This window comes from Cryobacterium sp. Hh38 (assembly GCF_004403235.1).
Classification (GTDB): domain Bacteria; phylum Actinomycetota; class Actinomycetes; order Actinomycetales; family Microbacteriaceae; genus Cryobacterium; species Cryobacterium levicorallinum.
Map to the genome: position 1 here is coordinate 1 of NZ_SOHD01000029.1, position 16,521 is coordinate 16,521.

Annotated in this window: 14 protein-coding genes and 2 pseudogenes; 11 read left to right on the forward strand and 5 right to left on the reverse strand. The window is 61.6% G+C overall.

Annotated features, from left to right (window positions below):
- Positions 1–105: 105 nt before the first annotated feature.
- From E3T41_RS10485 to E3T41_RS10495, 3 genes and pseudogenes are all read right to left on the reverse strand, one after another.
- Positions 106–479, reverse strand: a pseudogene (locus E3T41_RS10485) (MFS transporter); the annotation flags it as partial.
- A 191-nt stretch (positions 480–670) separates the two neighbouring features.
- Complete coding sequence (locus tag E3T41_RS10490; protein ID WP_092449403.1) at positions 671–1,858, reverse strand: NAD-dependent formate dehydrogenase; 1,188 nt, start codon at positions 1,856–1,858, stop codon at positions 671–673.
- 121 nt (positions 1,859–1,979) lie between these two features.
- Positions 1,980–2,963 carry a LysR family transcriptional regulator gene (locus E3T41_RS10495; RefSeq protein WP_092449401.1) on the reverse strand — a complete coding sequence of 328 codons (984 nt, stop codon included), beginning with the start codon at positions 2,961–2,963 and terminating at the stop codon, positions 1,980–1,982.
- A 117-nt stretch (positions 2,964–3,080) separates the two neighbouring features.
- Here E3T41_RS10495 and E3T41_RS10500 point away from each other — a divergent pair, with 117 nt between their 5' ends.
- The 9 genes from E3T41_RS10500 (at position 3,081) to E3T41_RS10540 (ending at position 11,424) form a co-directional block, all read left to right on the forward strand.
- Positions 3,081–3,842: a metalloregulator ArsR/SmtB family transcription factor gene (locus E3T41_RS10500; protein ID WP_092449399.1), complete on the forward strand. Its 762-nt coding sequence runs from the start codon at positions 3,081–3,083 to the stop codon at positions 3,840–3,842.
- Entirely contained in the window at positions 3,839–5,218 is a 1,380-nt protein-coding gene (locus E3T41_RS10505; RefSeq protein ID WP_092449398.1) for a SufS family cysteine desulfurase, read from the forward strand. Before E3T41_RS10500 ends, E3T41_RS10505 begins: the two co-directional genes overlap by 4 nt.
- Entirely contained in the window at positions 5,215–5,535 is a 321-nt protein-coding gene (gene fdxA / locus E3T41_RS10510) for a ferredoxin (RefSeq protein ID WP_092341486.1), read from the forward strand. The genes E3T41_RS10505 and fdxA overlap by 4 nt, the downstream gene beginning before the upstream one ends.
- A gap of 50 nt (positions 5,536–5,585) precedes the next feature.
- Complete coding sequence (gene sufB, locus E3T41_RS10515) at positions 5,586–7,049, forward strand: Fe-S cluster assembly protein SufB (RefSeq protein WP_092449396.1); 1,464 nt, start codon at positions 5,586–5,588, stop codon at positions 7,047–7,049.
- Positions 7,049–7,825 carry a Fe-S cluster assembly ATPase SufC gene (sufC, locus tag E3T41_RS10520; RefSeq protein WP_092449394.1) on the forward strand — a complete coding sequence of 259 codons (777 nt, stop codon included), beginning with the start codon at positions 7,049–7,051 and terminating at the stop codon, positions 7,823–7,825. The genes sufB and sufC overlap by 1 nt, the downstream gene beginning before the upstream one ends.
- A complete protein-coding gene (gene sufD, locus E3T41_RS10525; RefSeq protein ID WP_198416411.1) occupies positions 7,822–9,147 on the forward strand; it encodes a Fe-S cluster assembly protein SufD in 1,326 nt (441 codons plus the stop codon). The genes sufC and sufD overlap by 4 nt, the downstream gene beginning before the upstream one ends.
- Positions 9,144–9,644 carry a Fe-S cluster assembly sulfur transfer protein SufU gene (sufU, locus tag E3T41_RS10530; RefSeq protein ID WP_104132672.1) on the forward strand — a complete coding sequence of 167 codons (501 nt, stop codon included), beginning with the start codon at positions 9,144–9,146 and terminating at the stop codon, positions 9,642–9,644. Before sufD ends, sufU begins: the two co-directional genes overlap by 4 nt.
- Positions 9,645–9,647: 3 nt before the next feature.
- A complete protein-coding gene (gene sufT / locus E3T41_RS10535) occupies positions 9,648–10,199 on the forward strand; it encodes a putative Fe-S cluster assembly protein SufT (protein ID WP_134478514.1) in 552 nt (183 codons plus the stop codon).
- Positions 10,200–10,263: 64 nt separating this feature from the next.
- A complete protein-coding gene (locus E3T41_RS10540) occupies positions 10,264–11,424 on the forward strand; it encodes a folate-binding protein YgfZ (protein ID WP_092449389.1) in 1,161 nt (386 codons plus the stop codon).
- 41 nt (positions 11,425–11,465) lie between these two features.
- Here E3T41_RS10540 and idi read toward each other — a convergent pair whose 3' ends face one another.
- Positions 11,466–12,023 (reverse strand): isopentenyl-diphosphate Delta-isomerase, encoded by a 558-nt coding sequence (idi, locus tag E3T41_RS10545; RefSeq protein WP_233195327.1) that lies wholly within the window; start codon positions 12,021–12,023, stop codon positions 11,466–11,468.
- 98 nt (positions 12,024–12,121) lie between these two features.
- Here idi and E3T41_RS10550 point away from each other — a divergent pair, with 98 nt between their 5' ends.
- Together E3T41_RS10550 and E3T41_RS10555 are read left to right on the forward strand one after the other, a co-directional pair.
- Positions 12,122–13,465, forward strand: coding sequence for an MFS transporter (locus E3T41_RS10550; protein ID WP_241991126.1), 1,344 nt, complete (start codon positions 12,122–12,124; stop codon positions 13,463–13,465).
- A 568-nt stretch (positions 13,466–14,033) separates the two neighbouring features.
- A pseudogene (locus tag E3T41_RS10555) lies at positions 14,034–15,257 on the forward strand (IS4 family transposase); the annotation flags it as partial.
- A gap of 330 nt (positions 15,258–15,587) precedes the next feature.
- On the opposite strand, the gene E3T41_RS10560 reads toward E3T41_RS10555, so the two are convergent.
- Positions 15,588–16,310 carry a phosphocholine cytidylyltransferase family protein gene (locus E3T41_RS10560; RefSeq protein ID WP_255411851.1) on the reverse strand — a complete coding sequence of 241 codons (723 nt, stop codon included), beginning with the start codon at positions 16,308–16,310 and terminating at the stop codon, positions 15,588–15,590.
- Between the last annotated feature and the right edge of the window lie 211 nt (positions 16,311–16,521).

Sequence of the window (16,521 nt, forward strand, 5' to 3'; positions counted from 1 at the left end):
TCCCCGCACACACGAGATCAATGAACTCAGTGCGAGTATTCGGCGGAAACAACTTGACCATAAAACGCTCCAATCACTAGAGCGTTGCTACGACCATATGACTTTGCCGAGGCCAATCCCCCCGATAAAGCCGTAACCGAGGTACACGAGCCACAATTGGTGGCTGAAAATGCCCACAGATCCGATCATGAACCCGCCAGACCAGAACAATGCCGCCACGAACATTGCCTTGCGCGGACCGTTCGTGTCGACCCAGGTGCCCATGAAGGCGGCCGACAGTCCGAGCATAACTATGGCGATGGAGAAAATCACGCCGATTTGGGTCAGGCTGGCGTCAAAATGCTCCACTAAAGCGGTCTTGTATACGCTGGATGCATACACCTGGCCAATGCATAGTGCACAGCGAGGGCCGCTGGCGGGATCAACCACCGGTTGAATCCAGGACGAGCAATGGTACGTTCTCGATCGAGCCAGCTCATTGATAACTTCCTTGTTATAGTTGCGACGTTGCGACGTTGCGACGTTGCGACGTTGCGACGTTGGGGCAGCCGGGGCTGCCTGGTGCGGCTGGGTGACGTGGCGCGGCGTGATGCTGCGGACGTAAGAAGGCCGCCAGCGACAGGGCAGTCACCGCGGCCTTCCCCAGGACTACATCGGTGCTCTCGCTGTCTTACTTACCGCCACTGCCGGGGCTCGACTCACCGCCGGCCGTGTAGGAGGCAGCACCAACGCCAGCAAGTTGACCGCCGTTGACGATGAGATATTCCTCCCGAATAGGTCGATCGGCGAACCAGTCTTCGAGAATCTCCCGGGTACCTGCGGCGTAGCGAGCCTGAGCGGACAGAGTCGACCCGGACACGTGGGGGGTCATGCCGTTGTGCGGCATCGTGCGCCAGGGGTGGTCGGCCGCTGGCGGCTGCGGATACCAGACGTCGCCGGCATATCCAGCGAGTTGCCCGGACTCCAACGCGCGAACGATCGCGTCACGGTCGGTGATCTCGGCTCGGGCCGTGTTCACGATGTAGGAGCCTCGTTTCATTGACGAGATCAGGGCATCGTTGAAGAGGTGATACGTCTCCGGATGCAGCGGTGCATGGATCGATACAACGTCGACGGCCCTCACGAGCGAGGCCGCATCCGGGTGGAAGGTCAGCCCAAGTTCGCGCTCGATTTCGGGGGACAGCCTGTTCTTGTCGGTGTAGTGCAGGCGAACATCAAAGGGTGCGAGTCGGCGCAGAACGGCACGACCGATGCGGCCGGCCGCGATGACACCGACGTTCATTCCTTCGAGGTCATAGGCGCGCTCGACGCTGTCGGATATGTTCCAGCCACCATTGACGACCCACTCGTGCGAGGGAAGGTAGTTGCGAACGAGAGCGAGGACTTGCATGACAGCGTGCTCGGCGACACTGATGCTGTTGCTATAGGTCTCCTCGACCACGGTGATACCGTGGCTGATTGCTGCGTCGAGATCAACGTGATCCGAACCGATGCCGGCCGTGATCGCGAGCTTCAATTTTGGCGCCTTCGCGATCCTTTCTGCGGTCAAATAGGCGGGCCAGAATGGTTGGGAAATCACGATGTCAGCGCTCACGAGCTCGCGTTCGAATACCGAATTCGGACCGTCCTTGTCCGAGGTGACCACCAATTCGTGTCCGGCAGCTTCCAGGAACCTGCGCAGACCGAGTTCGCCGGAAACCGATCCCAGGAGTGCACCGGGGGTGAAGTCGATGGCGGAAGGGCTCGGCAGTGTCTGACCATCTGGGTAGCCATCAAGTACAGGGATGCTGTCGCGTGCGTACTGCGGCGGGTACCCGGTGACGGAATCTGGGTAGAGGACGAGAAGAATCTTGGCCATGTGGACTCTTTCTGTGACGCCGGTTTGGCAGGTGCCCGCCCGGCTGATGCGCTGTACCCAGTGTCTGCCTCACTTTGCTGGCCTGTCCAAGACCAGAAATCGACCGGCCGATAACTGGCGGCTATCGAAGCGTCGGCGCCGTCGGCGCGGTCGTAGCGGAAAAGCCAGCTGAAAGCTCCTGGTTGAAGAGCTCGCCCAGCCTCTGGTCGAACAATTCGCCGAGCGAGAGTTTGGCGGCGACTGCCGCGAAGGCGCGGGCAATAACCGAACCGGGCGAGGCCGCACTGATCGCCACGACAACGCGAGCCGTTGCGACGGGATCGACCAGCGGTACGATCCGTGTCCGCGCCGGAGGGGTGATGGTTTGCACCCAGGTGTGCGGGACAATGCTGGCCCACCGGCCCGTCCTCATATGGGCGTGGAGGGACGCGATCGAGTCCGTCTCTACCTGAGGCACCAGCTGCACATGGTTCCGTTCGAACGCTGCGTCGATCACTTGTCTACTGCGCATTTTCGTCGTTAACACGGCAAGTGGTAATCGGGATGCCTGCACCCACGACATGGAGGTGGAAATGTCCGGTATGAGCATTTCAGAGGCAATCAGCACGTAGCGCTCCTCGTAGAGGGGCACGACATCGAGCCCCGGGTCGTCGCTAGCGTCGACGTACGTCACGCCAGCATCCAACTCGAAGTCATGCAATCGGTGTGCGATTTCGGTTGACGACAGGCCCGACTTGATCTGTACCTTGACCAGCGGATGCGCGGCACAGAACGCCGCAACCGGTAGCGCGACCGTTGTCGATGCGCTGGGCACGACGCCAAGACGCAGTACACCGGTCACGCCGGATTTGAGAGCGTGAACCTCCGCCTTGAGCGCGTCACGCTCCGCCACAATCCGTTTGGCCCACATCACCAACAGTTCGCCCTCCGGGGTCAACCCCTCAAAAGCATGACCACGGTTGATCAGTGAGACATTGAGCTCCTGCTCCAGCTTGCTGATTCCCGCGGAAAGGGCGGGCTGGGAAACGTGACAGGCCGCAGCGGCGTGCGCGAAGTGTCGTTCCCGTGCGACAGCGACAAAATATTCCAGTTGGCGAAAAAGCACGCGTTCTCCTTTGATTCGAGGGTAATGACCCAACCGCCTGCTCGACTCTAGTTGCTGCCAGACAGTGGACCGGCGCGTTGACTTGCCAGCCGAGCTGAATTAGGACATGCTTATGTCATGTTAATAGCTCACCGCCGCGGAAGCGCGGGCACAGAAGGGTCGCACCCTGGAGCGAATGGTCTGGAGGAACGCACCTGGGACCGCGTGCGGCAGATGCTCGCGGAGGATGGCCCACTGTCCGCAGCCGATCTGGCCGCGCGCTTGGGACTTACGCCCGCTGCCGTGCGCCGTCACCTCGACCAGCTGGCCGAGGAAGGGGCCGTCGAAGAACACGTGCCCGCTACATCAGGTGGCCGCGGCCGGCCGGCCCGCGCCTATGTCCTCTCCGTGTCCGGTCATGCCGGTCTGGGGGCTGACTACGTTGATGTGGCGACCTCGGCGTTACGCTTTCTCGCCGAACGCGCCGGAGCGGATGCCGTTGGCGAGTTTGCCCGTGAACGCAGCGCACGACTCGAGCGGGGGTATGCCGCACAACTGCCCTCGACCGGCGGAGATGTCCGCGCCCGTGCAGAGGCACTGGCGTCGGTACTGAACGACGAAGGTTTCGCGGCGTCGATCCGGCCGGTCGGAGCTGACCTGCCAGCGAATGGTGTGCAGCTGTGTCAGGGGCACTGCCCTGTTCTGCATGTCGCGGCCGAGTTTCCGGAGTTCTGCGACGCCGAGACCGAGGCATTCTCTCGGCTGCTCGGAGTTCCGGTTCAACGACGCACGACTCTGGCGGGGGGCGCGCACAGCTGCGCGACGTTCATCCCCCTTGACGCTCTGGCCACGACGACCACCTCCGACACGAACAATCGCAACGATGGGACAAATGCATGAGTACCAGTGCAGGACTAATCACGGGAGTGCGTCCGATCACCGGCTCCGAGGCCATCAGTTCTGACGTCGGCGCGAACGCGGCATTCAGTATCGAGGAGTCGGCCGCCATCCGTAGCGACTTCCCGATTCTCTCGCGTCTCGTGCGCGGCGGAAAACCATTGGTGTACCTCGACTCCGGGGCCACGTCACACAAACCGCGCCAGGTACTCGATGCCGAACGCACCTTCTATGAGCAGCACAACTCCGCGGTTCACCGTGGTGCTCATCAGCTGGCCGAGGAAGCCACCGAAGCATTTGAATCGGCGCGCGCGACCGTTGCACGGTTCATCGGCGCACAAACTAAGGAGGTGGTGTTCACCAAGAACGCCACCGAAGCCCTAAATCTCGTGGCGTATTCGTTCAGCAACGCGGCCGCTACCGGGGCCATGGGCGGCGTCGAAGCGGATGTTGCGGCGCGCTTCAAGCTCGGCGTGGGCGACGAGATCGTGATCACCGAGATGGAGCATCATGCCAATCTCATTCCCTGGCAGGAACTTGCCCGGCGCAGCGGCGCTACCCTGCGGTGGATCGGTGTCACCGATGACGGTCGCTTAAACCTGAACGACCTGGAGACGGTCATCACCGACCGTACCAAGGTGGTCGCCTTCACGCATGTGTCCAATGTTTTGGGTACCATCAATCCGGTTTCGGCCATTGTGGCTCGGGCCCGGAAGGTCGGGGCTCTGACCGTGCTCGACGCCAGCCAGTCGGTGCCGCACCTGGGGATCGACGTCGTCGATCTCGACGTCGACTTTCTGGCCTTCAGTGGCCACAAGATGTTCGGCCCCCTCGGGGTCGGCGTGCTCTGGGGCCGCTCTGGCCTCCTGGAAGCCATGCCCCCCTTTCTCACCGGAGGCTCGATGATCCACACCGTGCACATGGAGGGCTCAACCTACGCCGCACCGCCGCAACGTTTCGAGGCGGGTGTCCCGGTGGCCGCGCAGGCCGTCGGCCTGGCTGCGGCCTGTGATTACCTGACCCGGTTGGGGATGCCGCGGGTGAGCGCCCATGAGCAGGCCCTCACCGAAGTCCTGCTGGCCGGCCTGGCCCAACGCCCGTGGATCCGTGTCATCGGACCGGCCGATGGTGCGGACCGTACCGGTGTGGTGTCTTTCGTGGTCGACGGCGTGCACGCGCACGACGTTGGCCAAATCCTCGACGATGCCGGAGTCGCGGTGCGAGTCGGCCACCACTGCGCCTGGCCATTGCACCAGCGTCTGGACGTGGCCGCGACCACGCGAGTGACCTTCGCGGCCTACAACACGGCGGCCGAGATCACCGTGTTGCTCAACGCTCTCGACCAGGTCCCCGCGGTGTTCGGGGTGGAGACACTGTGACCTACGTCATCGCCTTGCCCTGCGTGGACGTCAAGGACAGGGCGTGTATTGATGAATGCCCGGTCGATTGCATTTATGAGGGTGACCGGGCGCTCTACATCCACCCCGATGAGTGCATCGACTGCGGAGCCTGTGAGCCAGTCTGCCCGGTCGAGGCGATCTTCTACGAAGATGACGTGCCGGAGCAGTGGGCCGACTACTACAAGGCCAACGTTGAGTTCTTCGACGACATCGGCTCCCCGGGTGGAGCGGCCAAGGTCGGCCCATACGCCAAGGATCACCCGCTGATCGCGGCACTTCCCTCACAGCGTCGCTGACCGAAACGATCGGGCTGCTCGCAGCCAACAACAACTGATATGGAGACGAAATGAGTGCACCCACAACCTCGACTGGTATCTCTGACGAGGTCCGCGAATTAGCGAACCAGGAATATCAGTATGGATTTGTGACCGATCTGGAAACTGACGTCGCACCCCGCGGGCTGAACGAAGACATCATCCGGCTGATTTCGAGCAAGAAAAATGAGCCGGATTGGCTGTTGGAATGGCGGCTCCGTGCCTACCGGCACTGGACCACGCTCACGGCACCGACCTGGCAGCACGTCACCTATGGGCCGGTCGACTACCAGGACATCATTTACTACGCCGCTCCCAAGCCGAAAAAACGCGTGGAGAGCATGGACGAGGTCGACCCGGAGCTGCGGGAGATGTTTGACAAGCTCGGCATTTCGCTCGGTGAGCAGGAGCGTCTCAGTGGCGTGGCGGTCGACGCGATCGTCGATTCGGTCTCGGTTGCGACGACGTTCAAAGACAAGTTGGCCGAGGTTGGAGTGATCTTCTGCTCCTTCTCGGAAGCCGTTCAGGAGCATCCGGATCTGGTGCGTCAGTACCTCGGCTCTGTGGTTCCGTACAACGACAACTTCTTCGCCTGCCTGAACGCGGCGGTGTTCACCGACGGTTCGTTCTGTTACATCCCCAAGGGCGTGCGCTGCCCGATGGAGCTGTCCACCTACTTCCGCATCAACGCCGCCGACACCGGCCAGTTCGAGCGAACCCTGATCATTGCCGAAGAGGGCGCTTATGTCAGCTACCTCGAGGGCTGCACGGCGCCTGTTCGTGATACGAACCAGCTGCACGCCGCCGTGGTTGAGCTGGTGGCACTGGACGATGCCCAGATCAAGTACTCGACGGTGCAGAACTGGTATCCCGGAGATGCCGACGGCAAGGGCGGCGTGTACAACTTCGTCACCAAACGGGGCATGGCTTCCGGCCGCAACGCAAAGATTTCCTGGACCCAGGTGGAAACCGGCTCCTCGATCACCTGGAAGTACCCCGGTGTGGTTCTTAAGGGTGACAACTCGGTCGGCGAGTTCTACTCGGTGGCATTGACGGCCAGACGTCAGCAAGCGGATACCGGCAGCAAGATGGTGCACATCGGCAAGAACACCAAGAGCACCATCATCTCGAAGGCTATTTCAGCCGGTCACGGGCAGAACACCTACCGCGGTCTGGTGGACATGCGACATTCGGCCGTCGGAGCCCGCAACTTCACCCAGTGCGATTCGCTGTTGATCGGCAAAGACAGCGGTGCCCACACGCTGCCATACATCGAGGTGAAGAACCAGACCGGGCAGGTTGAGCACGAGGCATCGACCTCCAAAATCGGCGAGGAACAACTCCTGTACTGCCGGCAGAGGGGTATCCCGGAAGAAGAGGCGGTGTCGATGATTGTGAACGGTTTCTGCCGTGAAGTCTTCAAGATGCTGCCCATGGAATTCGCCGTTGAGGCGCAAAAACTGTTAACCGTAAGCCTGGAAGGAAGCGTTGGCTAATGCTGAAAATCGAAGAACTGCACGCCAGTATCGAGGACAAAGAAATATTGCGAGGGGTGAACCTGCAACTGAAGCCGGGTGAGGTGCACGCGATCATGGGCCCGAACGGTTCGGGAAAAAGCACCTTGGCCAGTGTATTGATCGGCCGCGAGGGGTACCAGGTCTCTGGCAGCGTCACGTATGAGGGTCAGGACCTGCTGACCTTGTCACCGGAAGAGCGCGCTGCCGCCGGTGTATTCCTGGCCTTCCAACATCCGGTTGAGATTCCCGGCGTCGGAAACATGTACTTCATGCGCACCGCCTTGAACTCCCTGCGCCGCCAGCGTGGAGAAGAAGAACTGGATCCGGTGGACTTTCTGGCGCTGGCTCAGGAGAAGATGAAGCTCGTTGAGATGGACCAGACCTTCATGAATCGCTCGGTCAACGAAGGATTCTCCGGCGGTGAAAAGAAACGCAACGAGATCCTGCAAATGGCGATCCTGGAACCCAAACTCGCGATTTTGGATGAGACCGACTCCGGTTTGGACATCGACGCTCTGAGGGTGGTCGCCAGCGGGGTGAACGCACTCCGGAGCGAAGGCCGCAGCATGCTCGTCATCACGCACCACCAGCGCCTTTTGGACTACATCGTGCCCGACCAGGTGCACGTGATGACCGCCGGCCGGATCGTGCGTTCCGGGGGCAAGGACCTGGCCGTCGAGCTCGAAGCGCATGGCTACACCGGTACGCAGGAAGCTGACGCAGATCGATTGAGCACGGCCGGGATATTGCGATGACCGTTCTGAGCGCGGCCAGCGGAGTGCTCGCTGGCTTCGAACCTCGGCTCGGCGCGCGTGATCCCGCCTGGCTCGCCGAGGCGCGGGTAGCCGCCCTCCAGTGGGTGGGTGAGCACGGCTTCCCGACCCACAAGGATGAGGACTGGAAATACACCGGGTTGGCCCCGATCCTCGCCGTACCGTTCGATGCCGCCACCGTGGCATCCGGCAGCCGGGTGACGGCAGAAATGATCGACGAGGCAGCGGTCGATCTCGGTGGTCCACGGTTGGTCTTCGTCAACGGCCATTTCTCGTCCGAATTCTCGCGAGTGACCGGGGTGCCGGCCGGTGCAGTCGTCACGACCCTGGCCGCGGTGCTGGCAGCCGGGCCTGATCGCCTCGAACCCTTTTTTGCGCATGCACCGGGAGTGCGTCACGCCTTCGCAGCGTTCAATGACGCTCTGGCCGAGGATGGCGCATTCATTCATCTTCCCAGCGGCACCATCGTGGACGAGCCGATTCAGCTGGTCTACTTCTCCGACACCGGTGGAGTCCCGCTGATATCCAGTCCACGTTCGGTGATAAGCGCCGATTCTGACTCTCGTGCCACGATCGTCGAGACCTACGCCGGGATCGATTCCGACGTGTATTGCACCAACGCCGTCACCGAACTCCTCCTCGCCGAAGACGCCCACATTGAGCACTACAAGGTGCAAAACGAGCCGACGAGTGCTTTCCATGTGGCGCTGCTGTCCGTGCGGCAAGGGCGGGGCAGCCGATTCTCTTCCCGTTCCATCATGCTCGGCGCCAGCATCGCCCGGCACGAGGTGCGAGTTCAACTGGATGGCGTCGGCGCCGAGGTCAGCCTCGACGGCGTCTACCTGCCCCAGGGCGATCAACTCCACGACAACACGATCTTCGTCGATCACGCCGCGACCGACTGCACCAGCCACCAGCTGTATAAGGGAGTGTTGGACGGCCGGGCACACGGTGTGTTCAACGGTCACATTATGGTTCGTCATGGCGCTGACGGTACCGATGCGAACCAGAAGAACAAGAACTTACTGCTCTCCGACCGCGCCGAAGTCGACACCAGGCCCCGGCTGGAAATCTATACCGATGATGTGAAGTGCACGCACGGTGCTGCGGTGGGCCAAATGGATGAGGAGGCTCTGCTCTATCTTCAGACGCGTGCCATCCCGCTGGAAGCGGCCAGGGGCCTGCTCATCTACGCGTTTGTACACGAAATGGTGGACCGGATTGAGTTGGATCTACTGCGCGCCCAGTTGGAACGCGTGGTCGCCACCCGGTTCGGGAGTGACGCCACTGTGGTCGCTCCATGACGGCCGGCCCAGGGATCGCTTCGTTCAGTGCGGGAATCGCGGGTCTTTACCAGGAAATGGTCATCGACCATGGCCGCCGGCCACGGAATTTTCGTACAATCGACCGCGCGACGTGCTCGATCGAGGCCGTTAACCCGCTATGCGGCGATCAGTTAACTCTCGCCATTCAACTCACCGACGGCGTCATCGCCGACGTTGCCTTCACGGGGAGCGGATGCACCATTTCCCAGGCATCCGCTTCGCTGATGACCATGGCCGTCAAGGGTATGGCAGAGGAGGAAGCCCTGACGCTGTTCGCTCGCGTGCACACCATGCTCACCAGCGAATCCGAGGGGGAAGCGGCATTGGCCGAGGTGGGCAAGCTCGCGGTGCTCTCTGGCGTATGGGAGTACCCGACCCGGGTCAAGTGCGCCTCCCTGGCCTGGCAGGCGTTGCGCAGCGCGCTGGAAGGTGACGACCGCGCCGATGGCAGCCGTGTCGTCGGAACGGAGAAGTAGCCGATGGACTCAGGCCAATACAAGATCGTTGAACTCGAACACAGCTGCCAGGCGACGGTAATCCCGGGCGGGCAGCCGATGCTGCTTCAGGCCGGCGAGCAGGTTGTCATAACGCAAACCCTCGGTGCGAGCGTCACCGTCCAAACCTCAATGGGCTACCTCGTTCGGATCAGTGCCGAAGACTCGGCCGCGCTCGGCCTGAGCTGGCTGGTCGCCGAAACCGTGACCATGAATGACGGTCCGTTCGACCTGGACCAGGTGCTCGATGCGCTCAAGAACGTGTTCGACCCGGAAATCCCGATCAATGTTGTCGATCTGGGGCTGATCTACCTGTGCGAGGCGGAGCCGCTGCCCGATGGCACCCACCGGGTCGAAGTCAACATGTCAATGACCGCTCCGGGCTGCGGCATGGGCGATGTGCTCAAAGAGGATGCCCGCACCGCAATTCAGGCGGTTCCGGGCGTCGGCGAGATCGATATCGAACTGGTCTGGGACCCACCGTGGGGCCAGGACCGGATGTCGGAAGCAGCTCGGCTCCAACTCGGAATGTACTAACCAGGCACGACAATATCGGGCAGTTGATGGCGCCCAATGGAGACAGATGAATTCAACGCAGGGAATGCTCGCTCCGCAGATCTCCGTCGGGAACGCGCCGGTCGCGTTCAACGAATTTCTGAACCGGCCCGGCGCTGTCGGTGCCGACCAGGCGGTCGATGCCGGAGTGGCTGCCCACTATGGGGACCCCCTCGACGAGCAGCGCGCACTGGCTGCAGGAACCGCGATCGTGGACCTCTCACACCGGGCTGTGATTACCATCAGCGGTCCCGATCGCCTCAGCTGGATAAATTCATTGACCAGCCAGAGTGTCGCCGGTTTGGCGCCGGGCGAATCCTCGGAGACCCTTCTACTCAATATGACCGGGCGGATCGACTATGCGGTGCGCCTGTTTGATGACGGAACCGATCTGTGGCTGCTGATGGAGCGAAACGAAGTAGCAGGGCTGCTCACATGGTTGGGCAGCATGCAATTCGCGCTGCGGGTAGAACTGATGGATCGTTCCATCGAATTCGCGACCATCGGAACCCTCGGCCAGCCGACGCTTCCGGTTACGGCCCCTCATGGGCTTCCCGTGGTCTGGCGGGACCGGTGGATGAGCGTTGGCCCGGGTGGATTTCAGTACGCGAAGGCTACCAGGCATCCGGCGGCGGGCTGGACCTACAGCGAGGTATTGGTGCCGCGAAGCGCCCTGGCAGGGATCGTCGCCTCCGATATTCCTGTCGCTGGACTTGACGCCCTCGAGGCCTTGCGCATAGCAGCCTGGCGGCCACATTTTTCCTCGGAGGTTGACGAAAAGACGATTCCCCATGAACTTGATTGGTTGCGCACAGCCGTGCACCTGAACAAGGGCGGTTATCGCGGCCAGCAGACGGTGGCCAAGGTGCACAACATCGGGCATCCCCCGCGCCGGCTCGTGATGCTCTACCCGGAAGATGCGCACAGTGCTGATAAACACAGTGTGCGGCCCGCGCGCGGCGACGAAGTTGTGGCACCGAACAAAGACGGTGCGGACCAGATCGTCGGGCGGGTGACTTCGGTTGCCCGGCATTTCGAATTGGGTACGGTCGCGCTCGCGGTCATCAAACGCGGCACCGATCCAACGGCCGAACTTTTGGTGCGAACGGCCGGCTGCGATATTCCGGCCAGGCAGGTCGTGATCGTCCCGCCGGACGCGGGCGCCGCAGCCACCGTAACCGTTTCTCGGCTGCCGCGCCGGGGGTAACGAACCTGAAGATGGTGCAGCCGAGTTCGGGTGGGAGTGATCTAGCCCTGGGGGAAGAGGAGGGGGAGTTGCAGCGTCAGCCAGGGGCTGAACGCCCACGGGGTGATGCGTACCGCCGTCACGAGGTCGTCGCGCGGCACCCACCGCCATTCCATTACTTCGTCGGCACGTGGCACGACCGTCGAGTGCGTGATCGCCGTGAAGACCGGGCATATTTCGTTCTCCACGATTCCGGAGGCGTCGATCGCCCGGTAGCGAAAATCGGGCAGCACCAGGGTGAGTTCGGTCAGGGCGATACCGAGTTCATGGCCCGCTCGGCGCCTGGCCGCATCAGCCAGGGTTTCGCTCGGTGCGGGGTGACCACAGAAGGAGTTGGTCCACACGCCGGGCCAGGCCTTTTTGGTCAGCGCCCGCCGGGTGACCAGGATACGCCCGTTCTCATCGAAGACGTGGCACGAAAAAGCCAGGTGCAGGGCGGTGTTATCGTCGTGCACGAGTGCCTTGTCGGCCGTGCCGATCGGTGTTCCATCGTCGGCCACCAGCACCACGGTCTCGATCTCAAGAATGTCGAGGTCTTTGGTCAAGCTGTTCTGCCCCACGTTTGTCCATCCTCTCAAGGTCTGTCCTTCAAATCTACGCCAGTGACGCGCGTAAAATTGGGGTTGATCGTTCAGTGTCGAATTGAAATGGAAAGTCTGTGGCCAAAGTTCCGCCCGCAACCCGCACCGCCCGATTGGATGCCCTGCCGTTTACCCGGGAGCATCGACGCCTTCTGGTCGGGTCCGGCCTGGGCTGGGCGTTGGACGCCATGGATGTGGGGCTCATCTCCTTCGTGCTGGCCCAATTGGCGGTGCAGTGGAACACGAACGGCATGGAATTGTCCTGGATCGCTTCCGCCGGTTTCGTCGGCATGGCCGTTGGCGCTGTTCTCGGTGGACTCTTGGCCGATCGCATCGGACGCCGCCAGGTATTTGCGCTGACCCTCCTCGTTTACGGCGTGGCGACGGGGGCATCCGCTCTTTCCGGATCGGTGGCCGTGCTGATCGCCTGGCGCTTCGTTGTGGGGCTCGGTCTCGGCGCTGAGCTTCCGGTCGCCTCGACCCTCGTTAGCGAGTTCGCGCCGCCGCGAATTCGCGGTCGGATCATCGTGTTGCTGGAATCGTTCTGGGCGATTGGCTGGACCCTCGCGGCAGTGATCGGATATCTTGTGGTGCCGTCGTCGGAGAACGGATGGCGCTGGGCCCTGGCCGTCGGCGCGGCCCCGGCCCTCTACGCCATGTTCGTGCGGTTGCGGCTTCCGGAATCGGTCCGTTTTCTTGAATCGCGTGGGAGGTTTGTACAGGCAGAGTCGACCGTTCGCCGCTTCGAACTCTCGGCCGGAGTCACGGTCCCACCCCCAGCATTGGACCCGGCCGATCGGGCCGGAGCCGAACGAAAGGTTTCCGCAGGAGGCTTCACCGCGCTGTGGTCGCCGGGACTGCGTGGCCGCACGGCCGCCCTCTGGTTGGTCTGGTTCTGCGTCAATTTTTCCTATTACGGTGCCTTCATCTGGTTGCCTACCGTTCTGGTCGCCTCAGGCTTCTCACTCGTGCGTTCCTTCGCGTATACGCTGATCATCACCGTGGCGCAGCTTCCGGGCTATGCCGCTTCGGCGTATCTAATCGAACGGTGGGGCCGACGTAGCACCCTCGCTGTGTTCCTGGTCGGTTCGGCCAGTTCGGCTGCTCTGTTTGGCCTCGCAACGAATGCCAGCCAGGTGATTGCAGCGGGCATGCTGCTCTCGTTCTTCAACCTGGGAGCGTGGGGTGCGCTCTACGCGGTGACGCCGGAGGTCTATCCCACTCGCATTCGGGCCACTGGCTCCGGGTGGGCGGCAGGCAGTGGTCGCATTGCCGCGATCGTCGCACCGCTGGCGGTGCCCCTCCTGCGCGATACCGGCGGAACCGGGCTGCTCTTCGCGGTTTTCGCGGGGTTCTTCGTGGTCGCTGCGCTCGGCACCATAGGACTCCCGGAGAAACGGGGCCTGGCTTTGAATGATTGATATCTTTCGGCCAGTGATGGTTCTGGTGTTGTGCGTGTTTCGGTTTGTCCTCCCGCCGTGCAGCATCAGAGTGAATCCCGTTTAGGGGGGTGGTGATGGGGGTAGCGGTCGCCAGAGCGATGGGAACAAACTAAGCCCAACGGTCCCGTAAAATTTTGCAAACTTCAGATTCGGCGGGGCAGGGCCGGACGAAGGAGTTCATTCCATGAGAATAACGTGCCCGTATTGCCATTCTGAGGCCAGACTGAGACCGAATCCGGCTCCAGCTGACGGGGTCACTTCACCCCGATACGAACTCGAGTGCAGCGGTTGTAACGCCACTTCAGTCCGGCCCAACCAGGGACGGCGGCAACCTCGCTGCTCAGCGGACGGGACCTTTATCCCGGAATCGCTGGCTCGTGCTTCGGCGGGATAATTTACTTCAGGCCCAGGCCCAGGCGCCACACGGGGCATTCTCTCTGGTCAGGACTCGCGCCGTGCCTTCCATGAGCGTTGGCCTGCCGTGGATCTGTGGCCTAATCCCAATGCTGTTCACTTATGTATTAAAATGTTAACTTTCTGGCATGGCATGGCGCGAATTGGATGGGTAACTCCGGTAGGTCCGGAGCGGTTGAGTGATCATGTTTCTTTGGGCGTGTTGACGCGGGTCTTCCCGCCCGATGTGGTTGATGCCGTGATCGAGCGGACGGGTGCTTTGTAGCAGCGGAATCGGCTGTTGCCGTCCCGACTGATGGTCTACTACGTGATGGCCTTGGCCCTGTTTTCCGCTCGCTCGTATGAGGAAGTCATGCGGTCGTTGTTGGCTGGGATGGAATGGGTCACGGGGCGATTTCGCGAATGGACTTTGCCGTCCAGAGCAGCGATTTTTCATGCACGGACTCGGTTGGGCTCGACGATGATGGTCGAGTTGTTCGCCCAGGTCGCTAAACCCTTCGGAGTTTCGGGCGGTAGCGGATTTTCCCGAAAGTGGCCGTTAGTTAGTGTCGACGGGACGACCCTGGATTTGGCGGATGTCCCAGCTATTGAGCGTGCCTATGGCCGTCCGGGGACAAAGACGGAATTCAAGAGCGCATTCCCGCAGACACGGGTGCTGGGCCTGGTCGAAGGCGGCACCCATGCGGTAATTTCTGCGGTGGTCTCCGGGTATCACACCGCTGAACATGACCTGTATCCGGCGCTGCTGGCAGATCTGAAAAAGGACATGCTGCTGGCAGATCTGAAAAAGGACATGCTGCTGTCGGCCGACCGCGGGTTCTATTCGTACTCGGCCTGGAAGGACAGCGTCGCCACGGGCGCTGACCTGCTTTGGCGGATGAAAGCCAACAACCTGCTGCCCGTGCTGAAGGAACTCGCGGACGGGTCCTACCTCTCGACCCTGTACCCCAGCAGCAAGGACCGGCGCAACAACACCGCGGGGATCCCGGTGCGTGTCATCGAATATGACGTCACCACCGGCGAGGATGTCAGCACGTTTCGCCTGATCACCAACATATTGGACCCGGTGGCCGCCGATGCGGACGACCTGGCCAGCGCCTACGCCAAGCGGTGGGAAATCGAGTCCTGTTTCGACGAACTCAAAACCCACCAACGCGGACCCGGACTCGTTCTGCGATCCAAAACACCCGACGGGGTACTGCAGGAAATCTATGGATTCCTGTGCGTGCACTACGCGATCAGATCCCTCATTGGCACCGTTGCTCAACACTTCGAGGAAGACCCGTTGCGCTTCTCCTTCACAGGCACCCTCCGGGCCGCGCGGCGATCCCTTGCCGCGCGCCCGGCTTTTTCCCCCTCAGCGATTGGCTGGAGCCTTCACCAACTTCTGCCAGGAAATCATCCACGAGCTCCTGCCCTTACGACGTCACCGCGTCGTCCCACGTGCCGTCAAACGCAAAATGTCCAAATGGCCAGTCAGGAAAATACTCAAACCAAGAACTTAAGTGAACAGCATTGGGCCTAAATCCCCCGATTGATGAATCTTGGCCGGCGCGCACGCTCCGGCCACCCGCCTCAGGTCGCGGTTTCGTTCGCCTCAACTGAGGCGCAGCGACTCGCGTTGCGGCACGACGGAAAAACCCAGCGCCTCGGCATGGGGTTTTTCCGTCGTGCCGTTCGGTGTCGGTTAGACGAACAAGTTCGCGCGCTCGAGGTCTTCGGCGAAATCCACCTCGACGGCGTAGAAGTCGGAAATGTTCACCGGCTCCACCAGCATGCGGTTCTGCTCGATCGCAAGCTCAATGCCGCGCTCGAAGTAGTCCTGGTCGGCTACCTTGCTCAGTTGGCGGATCAGTGTCGCCTTGTCGGCACTCGACACGTAGTTGATGCCGACGGCTTCGCCGAGTCCGCCCTTGACGGTCTTGGACAACTCCTTGATATAGCCCTCGGCGCTCGTCGTGTACTTGACCTCTTCATCGGACACCTTGTCGGTGTTCACGGTGACGAAGGACTGGTCGCGGGCCATCATGGCGGCCGCGCGGTCGAGAATGGCCGGGTCGAAGACGACATCACCGTTCATCCAGAGCACGCCGCCCGACTTCGACGCCTGCAGGGCACGCAGCAGGCTTTTCGACGTGTTGGTCTGGTCGTATTCTTCGTTGTAAACGAAGGATGCCTGTGGGAACGCTTCGATGATGTGCTCGAGCTTGTAGCCGACGACGATGGTGACCTTGGCGGCATTGCCGAAGGCGTGGGCGATGTTGTCGAACTGCTGCTGCATGATGGTGCGGCCATCGTTAAGTTCGGTGAGCGGCTTCGGCAGAGAGCGTCCGAGGCGGCTGCCCATGCCGGCGGCCAGAATAACGACCTGCGTCTTGACCGACTGCGTCTTACCTGCCTGTGTCGTCACGATTATCTCCTCAAGAATGGTTGGGGCTACGCCTGAAACCCCACTCGCTTGCGAAGAGTTTGCTTAGGATTCACCTACATGTTCACGTAAAGACACACCGTTATGTCAACTTCACCATAACCCGTCGGGTCGTTCCGCGGGCAGAAACGGCGCAGCACGTGTCCATTTCGTGACCCGGCATGGAGCGTACTCACAGGTTGAAATGGCTGTC